The organism is Paralimibaculum aggregatum, from assembly GCF_030270585.1.
Taxonomy (GTDB): domain Bacteria; phylum Pseudomonadota; class Alphaproteobacteria; order Rhodobacterales; family Rhodobacteraceae; genus Thermohalobaculum; species Thermohalobaculum aggregatum.
The window spans coordinates 1-12,378 of record NZ_BSYI01000072.1; the positions used below are offsets into that span (position 1 = coordinate 1).

At 76.2% G+C, this 12,378-nt stretch carries 8 protein-coding genes, 1 pseudogene and 2 riboswitches; of the genes and pseudogenes, 6 read left to right on the top strand and 3 right to left on the bottom strand.

What is annotated here, in order from left to right; translation table 11 throughout:
- Positions 1-242: pseudogene (locus QSJ97_RS23610) on the bottom strand (hypothetical protein); the annotation flags it as partial.
- A 2-nt stretch (positions 243-244) separates the two neighbouring features.
- Positions 245-2,134 carry a TonB-dependent receptor plug domain-containing protein gene (locus QSJ97_RS23615; protein WP_285674901.1) on the bottom strand — a complete coding sequence of 630 codons (1,890 nt, stop codon included), beginning with the start codon at positions 2,132-2,134 and terminating at the stop codon, positions 245-247.
- Positions 2,135-2,276: 142 nt separating this feature from the next.
- A riboswitch (cobalamin riboswitch) is annotated at positions 2,277-2,507 on the bottom strand.
- Between the two features lie 83 nt (positions 2,508-2,590).
- A riboswitch (cobalamin riboswitch) is annotated at positions 2,591-2,816 on the top strand.
- 112 nt (positions 2,817-2,928) lie between these two features.
- Between QSJ97_RS23615 and QSJ97_RS23620 the strand changes: the two genes are divergently transcribed.
- The 6 genes from QSJ97_RS23620 to QSJ97_RS23645 all read left to right on the top strand — a co-directional run bounded on the left by QSJ97_RS23620 (position 2,929) and on the right by QSJ97_RS23645 (position 11,585).
- Positions 2,929-3,582: a HupE/UreJ family protein gene (locus tag QSJ97_RS23620; RefSeq protein WP_285674902.1), complete on the top strand. Its 654-nt coding sequence runs from the start codon at positions 2,929-2,931 to the stop codon at positions 3,580-3,582.
- A gap of 131 nt (positions 3,583-3,713) precedes the next feature.
- On the top strand, positions 3,714-4,865 hold the full coding sequence (gene cobW / locus QSJ97_RS23625) for a cobalamin biosynthesis protein CobW (RefSeq protein ID WP_285674904.1): 1,152 nt from the start codon (positions 3,714-3,716) through the stop codon (positions 4,863-4,865).
- 7 nt (positions 4,866-4,872) lie between these two features.
- A complete protein-coding gene (cobN, locus tag QSJ97_RS23630; RefSeq protein WP_285674907.1) occupies positions 4,873-8,646 on the top strand; it encodes a cobaltochelatase subunit CobN in 3,774 nt (1,257 codons plus the stop codon).
- Positions 8,643-9,251, top strand: a complete 609-nt coding sequence (gene cobO / locus QSJ97_RS23635) for a cob(I)yrinic acid a,c-diamide adenosyltransferase (RefSeq protein ID WP_285674909.1) — start codon at positions 8,643-8,645, stop codon at positions 9,249-9,251. Before cobN ends, cobO begins: the two co-directional genes overlap by 4 nt.
- Position 9,252: 1 nt before the next feature.
- The gene (locus QSJ97_RS23640) at positions 9,253-10,113 is read left to right on the top strand and encodes a DUF1289 domain-containing protein (protein ID WP_285674910.1); all 861 of its coding nucleotides are present in this window, start codon (positions 9,253-9,255) and stop codon (positions 10,111-10,113) included.
- A 23-nt stretch (positions 10,114-10,136) separates the two neighbouring features.
- The gene (locus QSJ97_RS23645) at positions 10,137-11,585 is read left to right on the top strand and encodes a cobyric acid synthase (protein WP_285674912.1); all 1,449 of its coding nucleotides are present in this window, start codon (positions 10,137-10,139) and stop codon (positions 11,583-11,585) included.
- Here the strand turns inward: QSJ97_RS23645 and QSJ97_RS23650 are convergent.
- The coding region (locus tag QSJ97_RS23650; RefSeq protein ID WP_285674911.1) for an ABC transporter substrate-binding protein at positions 11,547-12,378 on the bottom strand (832 nt) is incomplete at its 5' end. The genes QSJ97_RS23645 and QSJ97_RS23650 overlap by 39 nt on opposite strands.

Below are 12,378 nucleotides of genomic sequence, written 5' to 3' on the forward strand. Positions count from 1 at the left end.
CGCAGCCGCACCGCCGCGCGGGGATGGCCGAGCACCGCCCGCAGCACCGATGCCGTCCGCGCCCGGCCGAGCGGCGCCGCCGGCCCCGGCGCATAGGCGAAGGGGGTGCCGAGGCGGACCCGGGCGGTCACCGCCGCCGCCGGGCAGGGCAGGGTGACCAGCGCCACCGGCCCGGCCTCGCCGAGCCGTCCCTGCAGGAACTCGCCGAAATGGCCCGCCACCCGGGCGCCCGCCCAGCCCATGCTCAGAACGCCGCGCGGATGCCGGCGAAGGCCGCGACCCCCGGCGTCTCGTAGCCGGTCACGCGCACATAGTCCTGGTCGAGCGCGTTCTCGACGCGGGCGAAGAGCTCGACCGCGTCGGTCACCGCCCAGGCCGCGGTGAGGTCGAGCCTGAGGAACGGCGCGAGCCGCTCGCCATCGTCCTCGACGCCGGCCAGATAGCTCGCCCGCAACCCGAGGCGCAGGCTCTCCGCCGGCCGCACCGTGAGCGCCGCGGTGAGATCGTGGCGCGGGGCATAGTCGAGCGGCGCGCCGTCCGGGTTCTCGGTGTCGAGGAAGGTGTAGTCGAGCCCGATCTCGGCCCAGGGCAGCGGCCGCGCGGCGAGCGAGACCTCGACCCCCTGGCGCCGCGTGGTGCCGGGGATCTGCGCATAGCCGGTGCCGAAGACGAAGGCGATCAGCTCCTCGGTGCGGCTGCCGAAATAGGTGGCGGAGGCGGTCAGGCGGCCGTCCAGCGCGGTCTGCGTGATCCCGGCCTCCCAGGTCAGGCTCTCCTCAGGCCGGAGATCGGCATTGCCGACCGGGCCGAAGGGCCCCTCCGGGGTGAACAGCTCGCGGTTCGACGGCGCGCGGAAGCCCGAGCCGCCGGCGGCGCGCAGCACCGTGCCGGGCAGCGCCTCCCAGGCCGCGGTGGCGCGCCAGGTGGTGAAGCCGCCGAAATCCGAGTGCTGGTCCTGCCGCAGCGCGCCGGTCAGGGTCAGCGGCGCCAGCGGCGACCAGACCGCCTGCACGAAGCCGCCGGTGATGTGCGAGGCGGTGTCGAGCCCGTCCGAGGTCTCCACCGCCTCGCGGGTCCAGTCCGCCCCGGCCAGCAGGTCGAGCTCGGGCAGCGCGGCGAAGGTCGCGAGATAGTCGAGCTTGGTGCGCCCGCCGTCATAGCGGCTGAAGCCGGAGACCGCCTGGTCGAACTCCCGGCGCGAGGCGAACTGCTGGATCGCCAGCTCCTGGGTCAGGCGCTCGTCGAAGGCCCGGTGGCCGAGGAAGGCCCGCCCCGCCACCACCCGGCTCGCGGCGCTGTCGCCGATCGCGTCGATCACCTGGCCGCGCGAGGTGCGGTCGATATCGGTCTCGCGGTCGTAGAAGCGGAAGGCGGCGCCGGCGGTCAGGCTCTCGGTGAGATCCGCCGAGCCGGTGGCGGCGAGGGTGATGTTGGCGGCGCCGTCGGGCTCGCTGCCGGCGCGCGCGGCGGAATAGCCGTCGGTGCGCAGCGCCTGGGCGGAGACCGCGATGTCCCAGCCCGCGGCGCCCATGCCGAGGCTGGCCAGCGCGCTCACCGTGCCGAAGCTGCCGGTCTCGATCTGGCCGGTGGCGCCGAAGCCGGAGCCGCGGGCGCGGGCGGTGGTCATGTCGATCACGCCGCCCACCGCCTCGCCGCCATAGAGCGCGCTCTGGGCGCCCTTGACCGCCTCGATGCGCTGGGCGTCGCCGGCCAGCACCTGGCCGAGATCGGGCTGGGTGCGCAGCTCGCCCGGATCGGCGAACTCGATGCCGTCGATGCGCAGCAGGATGTCCTCGGCGCCGAAGCCGCGGACCGAGACCTCGCCGGCCGAGCCCGGCACGCCGCGGCTGGCGACGGCGAAGCCCGGCAGGCGCTCGAGCACGCGGTCGAGCGTCGGCTGCGGCTCGGCGGCGAGCTCGGCGGCGGTGAGCACGCTGACCGAGGCGCCGCTGCGCGCGGCCTGCAGCGGCGTGCGGGTGGGGGCGGAGACCACGAGCTCCGGCAGGGCCAGGGCGGCCGGGGTCTCGCGCTCCTCGGCCAGCGGCGCGGCGGGCACGAGGAGCAGCGCGAGCAGCGCCCCCGAAGCGGGGCGGGCGCCCTCGGGAAACGCTGGGCGGACAGGCAGGTCGGGCATGGAACGGCCCCTTGGTACCGGCACGCGGGCCGGGCGGCGGTTGGTGTCCGGCACCGACGGGGAAGGACCCTGCCCGGCGCGAACGGCGACAGAGGTCACCGGCGCGGGCAATCCGCCGCTCCCCGCAAGCCCTCCGCAGGCGGGAGTGGTGACGGGGGCGGCAGGTCTCCTGGCTCGCGGGTCGTGGCGCCACGTCCGGCCTTCCCGCCCGGTGGCCGCAGGGGCCGGGGGCAGTGGCGCGGATGGACGGGCGCTCGCCGCTCACAGTTGCGGGGGCAGCCGCGGCTTGGGCCCCCGATCGGGTAGGCCGCACCGCGTTCCCATTTCATCCGCCGCCGTCGCGGGCGGCGGAACCGTCCCGCTCCCCCTCTGCCGCATCCCGGCGGGCGCTGTCAAAGGCAAATTCGGGGCGGCGCCGGCGCGTCTTTGCGATTGACAGGCCGGCGCCGGCCATGGCCCTAATGCGGCTGCGACGGTGCCTGCCGCGGATCTGCGGGGCAGGCGAAAAGGGAAGTCGGGCCGGGCCTATCCACGCAGGAGCCCCGGGACCCCGCGCCGCCCCCGCGACCGTAAGCGGCGAGCCGGCTCTCCACGATGCCACTGGGGCGGAAGACCCCGGGAAGGCGGAGAGACACGGCGACGACCCGCGAGCCGGGAGACCTGCCCTCGCCCCGCCGGCGGTGCCGGCGGAGAACGCATGCGGGCGGGGTGCTCCGTGGCGGTCAGAGACCGGTCCGGGCCGTTGCCCCCGTCTCGCCGCAGACCCCCGTGCCCAACGAGAGTCGGAACGGGACATGACACGCAAGACCTTCACCCTCGCGGCGCTGCTCGCGCTGGCCACCACCCCGGCGCTCGCCCATCACCCGCTGGGCGGCATGCCGATGACCACCTTCGCCCAGGGCATGCTCTCCGGCATCGGGCACCCGATCCTCGGCTTCGACCACCTGTTCTTCATCCTCGCCGTCGGCGTCGCCTCGGTGCTGGCCGGCGCGCGCTGGCTGGCGCCGCTGGCCTATCTGGCGGCGATGCTGGCCGGGGTCGGGCTGGTGCTGGCCGGTGTCGCGCTGCCGCTGGTCGAGCCGGCGATCGCGCTCTCGCTGCTGCTGCTTGGCGGGCTCGTGGCGGCCGGACGCGGGCTTGCGCTGCCGGTTCTGGCGGGGCTCTTCGCGGTGGCCGGGCTGTTCCACGGCTGGGCCTTCGGCGAGACCCTCGCGGGGCAGGAGGGCGGCGCCCCGGCGGCGGTCACCCAGGGCTACCTGATCGGCCTCGCGGCGGTGCAATACGTCCTCGCGGCAGCGGCCGGGATCGCGGTTGCCGGCCTCGGCCGGCGCGCGGCGGGCGCCGCCATGCCCGCGCGGCTGACCGGCGCGGCGGTGCTCGGCGTCGGCGCCTTCCTCGCGCTCGAGCTGGTCGAGGGCGCGGCCTTCGCCGCCCTCGGCCTCGGCTGAGCCACCGGTCCGGCGGCAGCAGGGGTCCGGGCCGCGCGCCCGGGCCCGCCGCCGCCCTGCGAGTTCCGCCCCGCCGGTACCGCCCTGCCAGTACCGCCCAGCCCCTTCCCGCTCCCGCCACCGGAGGCCCCATGCCCGCGCAGAAGCCCGCCAGAATTCCCGCAACCGTCGTCACCGGCTTTCTCGGCGCCGGCAAGACCACGCTGATCCGCCACCTGCTGGAGAACGCCCGCGGCCGGCGCATCGCGCTGGTGATCAACGAGTTCGGCGATCTCGGCGTTGATGGCGAGATCCTCCGGGGCTGCGGCATCGAGGGCTGCGGCGCGGGCGGCGTGGTGGAGCTCTCCAACGGCTGCATCTGCTGCGCCGTGGCGGATGATTTCGTGCCGGCGATCGAGGCGCTGCTGGCGCTCGACCCGGTGCCCGACCATATCGTGATCGAGACCTCGGGTCTGGCGCTGCCGCAGCCGCTGGTGCGCGCCTTCGACTGGCCCGACATCCGCACCCGCGTCACCGTGGACGGCGTCGTCGCGGTGGTCGACGGCAAGGCGCTGGCCGAGGGCCGCTTCGCCGCCGACGAGGGCGCGGTCGACCGCCAGCGCGCCGCCGACGACCGGCTGTCCCACGCCACCCCGCTCTCGGCGCTCTTCGAGGACCAGCTGGCCTGCGCCGATCTCGTGCTGGTGAACAAGACCGACCTTCTCGCCGCTGCCGAGGCCGGGGCCGTGGCGGCCCGGCTCGCGGCCGCCGCCCGGCCCGGCGTGCGGGTGGTGCAGGCGCGCCACGGCGCGGCGGCGCCGGAGGTGGTGCTCGGCCTCGGCATCGGCGCCGAGGACGATCTCGCGGCCCGCCGGGCGCCGCATCACGACCGCCACCACCATCACGACGACCACGACGATCACCACGACGGGCACGGCGGGCATGGCGAGCACGGCGGGCACCATCACTACCACGACGATCACGGCCACGACGCCTTCGAGAGCGTGGTGCTGGAGCTGCCCGAGATCGCCGACCCGGCGGCGCTGGCGGCCCGCGTCGAGGCGGCGATCCGCGCCCATGCACTGCTGCGGGTGAAGGGCTTCGCGGCGGTCGCGGGCAAGCCGATGCGCCTCGTGCTGCAGGCCGTGGGGCCGCGGGTCGCGACCCATTACGACCGCCCCTTCGCCCCGGGCGAGGCCCGTGCCACGCGCCTTGTCGCGATTGCCGAGGCCGGGATCGACGCCGCCGCGCTGGCCGCGATGCTGACCGCCGCGCCGGCCCCGGCGCCGGCCGAGACCGCCTGAGCCGCGGATGCATCTCCTCCTCGCGCAGCAGGGCGAGGTCGGCGACGGCACCGAGCCGGTCGATCCCGGCCAGTCCCCCGCCGATATCGTGGTGATCTCGGCCAATGACAGCGAGCTCGCGGCGCTGGCCGAGGCGCAGGCGCGGCTGGGGCCGGGCGCGCCCTCGCTTCGCCTCGCCCGGCTCGACTGGCTGCGCCACCCCTATTCGGTGGACCTCTATCTCGATGCGACGCTTTCGAAGGCGCGGCTGGTGGTGGCGCGCATCCTCGGCGGCGAGGGCTACTGGGCCTATGGCATCGAGCAGTGCTGCGCCCGGCTCGGCCCCGCCGGCGTGCGCTTCGTGGCGCTGCCGGGCGATGACCGGCCTGACCCGGACCTGGCGCGGCTATCGGCGGCGGGCGCCGGGGACTGGGAGGCGCTCAGGACCTGCCTCGTCGAGGGCGGGCCGGGCAATGCCGAGACGTTTCTGCGCCACTGCGCGCATCTGATCGGCGCCGGCCCGCGCCCGCCGGCGGCGGCGCCCTTGCTGCGCGCCGGGGTCTATCTGCCCGCGGCCTGGCTGGGCGGCGGCCGCGTCGGCGATCTCGACGGCCTGCGCGCGCGCTGGGTGCCGGGGCGGCCGGTGGCGGCGGTGGTGTTCTACCGCGCGCTGCTGCAGGGCGGCGGGCTCGCGCCGGTGGATGCGCTGGCCGATGCGCTCGCGGCGGAGGGCCTGAACCCGCTGCCGGTCTTCGTCGCCTCGCTCAAGGAGGCGGTCTCGGCGGCGACCCTCGCGGCGCTGTTCGCCGAGGCGCCGCCCGCGGTGGTGCTGAACGCGACGAGCTTCGCCGTCGGCGCGGTGGAGGCCGGGCCGGAGGGGCGCACGCCCACCCCGCTCGACGCCCCCGGCGCGCCGGTGCTGCAGGTGGTGTTCTCCGGCGCCGACCGTGCCGCCTGGGCGGCGGCAGACCGCGGGCTCGGCGCGCGCGACATCGCGATGAACGTGGCGCTGCCGGAGGTCGACGGGCGCATTCTTGCCCGCGCCGTGGCCTTCAAGGGCGAGCTGCGCCGCGACGTCGCCACCGAGTGCCCGATCCTCGGCTATCGCCCGGAGCCCGGCCGCATCGCCTTCGCGGCGAGGCTGGCGGCGGGCTGGGTGCGGCTGGCCGCCACGCCGCGGGCCGAGCGGCGGCTGGCGCTGGTGCTGGCCAACTATCCGAACCGCGACGGGCGGCTCGGCAACGGCGTCGGGCTCGACACGCCGGCCTCGGCGGCGGGGGTGCTGCAGGCGCTGGCGGCGGCGGGCTACGGCATCGCGGGCGCGCCGGCGGACGGCGCCGCGCTGATGGCGCAGGTCACCGCCGGGCCGACCAATGCCGCCGGCCCGCGGACCGGCGGCGAGGCGCTGGCGCTGGCCGATTACCGCGCGGCCTTCGCCTGGCTGCCGGAGCCGGTGCGGCAGGCGGTGACCGGGCGCTGGGGGCCGCCGGAGGCTGATCCCTTCGTCGCGGAGGGCGCCTTCCGCCTCGCGCTGCACCGCTTCGGCAATGCGGTGCTCGGGGTGCAGCCGGCGCGCGGCTACAACATCGCCCCGGCGGAGACCTATCACAGCCCCGACCTGGTGCCGCCGCACGGCTATTTCGCCTTCTACATCTGGCTCCGCGAGCAGTTCGGCGCGCAGGCGGTGGTGCATCTCGGCAAGCATGGCAATCTCGAATGGCTGCCGGGCAAGGCGGTGTCGCTCTCGGAGGCGTGCTTTCCCGAGGCGGTGCTCGGGCCGATGCCGCATCTCTATCCCTTCATCGTCAACGATCCGGGCGAGGGCACGCAGGCCAAGCGCCGCGCGCAGGCGGTGATCCTCGATCACCTGACCCCGCCGCTGACCCGGGCCGAGACCTATGGCCCGCTGCGCGATCTCGAGGCGCTGGTGGACGAGTATTACGAGGCGGCCGGGGTCGATGCCCGGCGGCTCGCGCATCTGCGCCGCGAGATCCTGGCGCTGACCGAACGGGCCGGGATCGACCGCGATGCCGGGATTGCGGCGGAGGACGATGCCGACAGCCGGCTGCGCAAGCTCGACGAGTTCCTCTGCGAGCTGAAGGAGAGCCAGATCCGCGACGGGCTGCATGTCTTCGGCGAGGCCCCGGCGGGGCGGCTCGAGACCGATCTGCTGGCGGCGCTGGCGCGGCTGCCGCGCGGGCGCGACCGCGGCGCGAGCGCCTCGCTGATCCGGGCGCTGGCCCGCGATCTCGGGCTCTGGGGCGAGGAGTTCGACCCGCTGGACTGCGCGATGTCCGCGCCCTGGGAGGGGCCGCGGCCGGCGGTGCTGGCGGGGCTCACCGGCGATGCCTGGCGCTCGGCCGGCGACACGGTGGAGCGGCTGGAGCTTCTCGCCGCCCGGCTGCTGGCCGGGCAGGCCCCGCCGCCGGGCGCGCATTCGGCGGCGGTGATCGGCGAGGTCGAGGCGCGGCTGCGGCCCGCCCTGCGCGCCTCCGGCCCGGCCGAGATGGCGGGGCTGCTGGCCGGGCTCGACGGGCGCTTCGTGCCGCCGGGGCCGTCCGGCGCGCCGACCCGCGGGCGGCCCGACGTGCTGCCGACCGGGCGCAACTTCTACTCGGTGGACACCCGCGCGGTGCCGACCCCGGCGGCCTGGGCGCTCGGCTGGGCCTCGGCGCAGCGCCTCACCGAGCGCCATGCCCAGGAGCAGGGCGACTGGCCGCGCGCCATCGCGCTCACCGCCTGGGGCACCGCCAACATGCGCACCGGCGGCGACGACATCGCCCAGGCGCTGGCGCTGATGGGGGTGCGGCCGCGCTGGGACGGCGCCTCGCGGCGGGTGACCGGCTTCGAGATCCTGCCGCTCGAGGTGCTGGGCCGGCCGCGGGTGGATGTCACGCTGCGCATCTCCGGCTTCTTCCGCGACGCCTTCCCGGGGCAGATCGACCTGCTCGACAGCGCCGCCCGGGCGGTAATGGCGCTCGACGAGCCGGCGGCGGAGAACCCCGCTGCCGCGCGCTACCGGGCCGAGCGGGCACGGCTCGCCGCCGAGGGCGCGGCCGATCCGGAGGCGCGCGCCGGCTACCGCGTCTTCGGCGCGAAGCCGGGGGCCTACGGCGCCGGGCTGCAGGCGCTGATCGACGAGCGGCTCTGGGAATCGCGCGCCGATCTCGCCGAGACCTGGCTCGACTGGGGCGGCCATGCCTATGGCCAGGGCGCCGAGGGCACCCCGGCGCGGGACCGGCTGGCGGCAAGGCTCGCCGAGGCCGAGGCGGTGGTGCAGAACCAGGACAACCGCGAGCACGACCTGCTGGACAGCGACGACTACTACCAGTTCGAGGGCGGCATGGCGGCCACCGTCGAGCATCTCAGCGGCGCCGCGCCGGCGGTCTATCACGCCGACCATTCGCGCCCCGAGCGCCCGGTGATCCGCACCCTGGCCGAGGAGGTCGGCCGCGTCGTCCGCGCCCGGGTGGTCAACCCGAAATGGATCGCCGGGGTCAGGCGCCACGGCTACAAGGGCGCCTTCGAGATGGCCGCGACGGTGGACTATCTCTTCGCCTTCGCCGCCACCACCCATGCCGTCGCCGACCACCATTTCGAGCTGGTGCACGATGCCTATCTGGCCGACGACGACACCCGCGCCTTCCTCGCCGAGGCCAACCCGGCGGCGCTGCGCGAGATCGCGGCGCGGCTCGGCGAGGCGATCGAGCGCGGGCTCTGGCGGCCGCGCGCGAACTCCGTCCGCGACCGGCTCGCCGCCCTCGCCGCCCCCCACACCGACACAAGGAGCCCCAGCCGATGACCGAGGATCTCGAGGCCCATGCGCGGAAGATGGCCAAGAAGGCCGCCGCGCGGGAGAAGATCATGGCCACCAAGACCGAGGAGCGCGGGCTGGTGATCGTCCATACCGGCAAGGGCAAGGGCAAGTCCTCCGCCGCCTTCGGGATGATCTTCCGCTGCATCGCGCAGGACATGCGCTGCGCCGTGGTGCAGTTCATCAAGGGCGGCATGGAGACCGGCGAGCGGCGGCTGATCGCGGCGCATTTCGCCGATCTCTGCGCCTTCCACACCATGGGCGAGGGCTTCACCTGGGTCACCCAGGACAAGGCCCGCGACATGGCGATGGCCGCCGCCGGCTGGGAGACTGCCAAGCGGCTGATCCGCGACCCGGAGATCCGCATGGTGCTGCTCGACGAGATCAACATCGCGCTGCGCTACGGCTATCTCGACCTCGACGAGGTGCTGGCCTTCCTGCGCGCCGAGAAGCCGCCGACGACGCATGTCGTGCTGACCGGGCGCAACGCCGCCGAGGCGCTGGTCGAGGCCGCCGATCTGGTGACCGAGATGACGCTGGTCAAGCATCCCTTCCGCTCCGGCGTGAAGGCGCAGCCCGGCGTGGAGTTCTGAGATGACCGCCTCCGACGCCGCCGCGCCCCCGCGCCAGCCGCTGCCCGCCAGCCCCTGCATCGGGATCTGCGAGATGGATGCGGAGACCGGGCTCTGCCGCGGCTGCGCCCGCTCCGGCGACGAGGTCGCCGCCTGGCGCGACGCGCCGGAGGCCTGGCGGCAGGAGATCTGGGGGCGCCTGCCGGTGCGCGCCGACGCGCTCGGCCTGGCGCTGCGCCGCCTGCCCTGGGAGCCGGTGGAGATCCTCGGCTTCATCGCCGGGACGCTGGAGCGCGCCCGCGGGGTCTGGTCGCTCGGCCTGCACGGCGCGGCGGCGGCGGTGGGCCGCGCGCCGGGCGCGGCGCTGGAGCTGCGCCGGGGCGCCGACCGCATCGAGGCGATCCTGCCGGGCGCCGCGCTGCGGCTGGCCGTGCCGAAGGGCACCCGCGCCTTCGCCTGGGCCCCGGCGGACGGGCCGGAGCGCATCCTGCTGGTGCTGCCGCGGGTGCGGCTCGGCGCGCCGGGGCCGGCGGCGGTGACCCCGCTCGGGCCGGACACCGAGGCGCTGCTGCCGGGCGGCGCCGGCCAGCCGCGGCACGATCTCGGCTTCGGCCGGGCGGAGGCGCGCGTCACGCTGCGCGGCACCGATCCCGCGCTGGCCGCTGCGGCGGGGCAGGGCTGGGCCACCGCCCATGCCGCCATCGCCGGCGCCCGGCCGGGGGCGGCGCGGCATCTGGTGGTCGAGACCGCGCTCGGCCGCGCCGAGCTCGCCGCAGCGGGCAACCTGCCGGGCGCGCGGGCCGGCGCGCGCGCCGATCCGCCGGGGCTGGAGATGCCGCCGGCCTTCGCGACGGGGGCGATCTTCACCCCGGGGCTCCGGTGAGCACGCGAGACGCCCGCGCCCTGATGCTGCAGGGCACCGGCTCCAATGTCGGCAAGTCGCTGCTGGTCGCCGGGCTCTGCCGGGCGGCGCGGCGGCGCGGCCTCTCGGTCGCCCCCTTCAAGCCGCAGAACATGTCGAACAATGCCGCCGTCACCGCGGATGGCGGCGAGATCGGCCGGGCGCAGGCGCTGCAGGCCCGCGCCGCGGGGCTGGCGCCCTCGGTGCACATGAACCCGGTGCTGCTGAAGCCCGAGAGCGAGACCGGTGCGCAGGTGATCGTGCAGGGCCGCCGCCTCGGGGCGCTCGGCGCCGGGGCCTATGGCGCGGAGAAGCCGCGGCTGCTGGCGCCGGTGCTGGAGAGCTTCGGCCGGCTGGCGGCCACGGCCGATCTCGTGCTGGTGGAGGGCGCGGGCTCGCCGGCGGAGATCAACCTGCGCGCCGGAGACATCGCCAACATGGGCTTTGCGCGGGCCGCGGCGGTGCCGGTGGTGCTGGCCGGCGATATCGACCGCGGCGGCGTGATCGCGCAGCTCGTCGGCACCGCGGCGGTGCTGGATGCGGCCGACCGGGCGATGATCCGCGGCTTCCTGGTGAACCGCTTCCGCGGCGATCCGCGGCTCTTCGACGGCGGCTACCGGGAGATCGCCGCGCGCACCGGCTGGCCGGGCTTCGGCGTCGTGCCCTGGTTCGCCGGCGCCGCGCGCCTGCCGGCCGAGGATGCGCTCGACCTCGCCGCCGCGCCGCGCCCCGGCGGTCTGCGTATCGCGGTGCCGATGCTCGCGCGCATCGCCAATTTCGACGATCTCGACCCGCTGAAGCTGGAACCGGGCGTGAGCCTCGAGCTGGTGCCGCCGGGCCGCGCGATCCCGGCGGCGGATCTGGTGATCCTCGCCGGCACCAAGTCGACTCGCGGCGATCTCGCGCAGCTCCGCGCCGAGGGCTGGGACATCGACATCGCCGCCCACTGGCGCCGCGGCGGGCGGGTGCTCGGGCTCTGCGGCGGCTACCAGATGCTCGGCCGGCGGGTGGCCGATCCGGCGGGCATCGAGGGCGCGCCCGGGGTCTCGGAGGGGCTGGGCCTGCTTGATGTCGAGACGGTGATGACCCCGGAGAAGCGGCTCGCCGAGGTCTGCGGCCGCCACCCCGCGAGCGGCACCGCGGTGCGGGGCTACGAGATCCATATCGGGCGGACCGAGGGACCGGACCGCGCCCGGCCCTTCCTCGAGATCGCCGGCGCGCCGGAGGGCGCGGTCTCGCCCTGCGGCCGGGCGATGGGGAGCTACCTGCACGGGCTCTTCGCCGCCGACGGCTTCCGGGGCGCCTTCCTCGCGGCGCTGGGCGGGGCGGCGTCGGGGCTCGCCTACGAGCGGGAGGTGGAGACGACGCTCGATGCGCTCGCCGATCATCTCGAGGCGCATCTCGACGTCACCGGGCTATTCGCCCTCGCCGCCCCCGCCGCGCTCCCCGCCTGAGCCCTCGCGCGCCGCGAGCAGGGCCGCGATGGCCCGCGTCACGAAGGGCGTGCCGCAGACCTGCCAGCGCTCCGCCAGCACCGCGCCGCCGGCCGCCGCCGCCACCTCGGCGAGGGCGGGATGGCGCGCCGGCTCGTAGGAGCGCCCGGTGGCGGCGCCGGAGAGCGTCTCGGTGCGGATCAGGAAGGGCCGCAGCATCACCAGCCGCTCGAGCCCGAGGCGCGCGACGCCGGCCAGCCCGAGCCTGGCGGCGGCGTTGTCGAGCCCGGCGCTCTCCATGATCTCGTGCGCCAGCGTGTCGGTACCGGAGGTGTAGCTGTTGGGGTAGTGGAAGGCGGCGCCGCGCCGCGCGAGGCGGCCGGCGCGGGCGCGCAGCGCGGCGAGCTCGGCCAGGAAGGCGGCGTCGAGCGCGGCGGCGGCGTCCTCGCGCCCGAGCAGCCGGCCCATCCGCGCGATGCTCTCGCGCAGCTCGGCGAAGGAGCGCGCCGGCGGGAACACCTCGACGCGCAGCCCCAGCCGGCGCAGCAGCGCCACCGAGGCGCGGTTGGTGAAGGCGCCGGCCAGCACGAGATCCGGGCGCAGGGTATAGACCTGCTCGGCGCCGCCGCGGTTGAGCGGCAGGCGCGCGGCCTGCTCGGCCAGGTCGGAGGCGCTCGGCCGCGCCGACCAGGCCGAGACCGAGACCAGCTGCCCCGGAGCGCCGAGCATCAGCGCCAGCTGGTCGGTGCAGAGGTTCATCGAGACGACCCGCTGCGGCGCCGCGCCCGCCGGGGCGGCGAGGGCGATGAGCGCG

Coding starts and splice junctions, on each gene's coding strand:
- QSJ97_RS23615 (WP_285674901.1), bottom strand. CDS start 2,134: ATGCCCGACCTGCCTGTCCGCCCAGCGTTTCCCGAGGGCGCCCGCCCC.
- QSJ97_RS23620 (WP_285674902.1), top strand. CDS start 2,929: ATGACACGCAAGACCTTCACCCTCGCGGCGCTGCTCGCGCTGGCCACC.
- cobW (WP_285674904.1), top strand. CDS start 3,714: ATGCCCGCGCAGAAGCCCGCCAGAATTCCCGCAACCGTCGTCACCGGC.
- cobN (WP_285674907.1), top strand. CDS start 4,873: ATGCATCTCCTCCTCGCGCAGCAGGGCGAGGTCGGCGACGGCACCGAG.
- cobO (WP_285674909.1), top strand. CDS start 8,643: ATGACCGAGGATCTCGAGGCCCATGCGCGGAAGATGGCCAAGAAGGCC.
- QSJ97_RS23640 (WP_285674910.1), top strand. CDS start 9,253: ATGACCGCCTCCGACGCCGCCGCGCCCCCGCGCCAGCCGCTGCCCGCC.
- QSJ97_RS23645 (WP_285674912.1), top strand. CDS start 10,137: ATGCTGCAGGGCACCGGCTCCAATGTCGGCAAGTCGCTGCTGGTCGCC.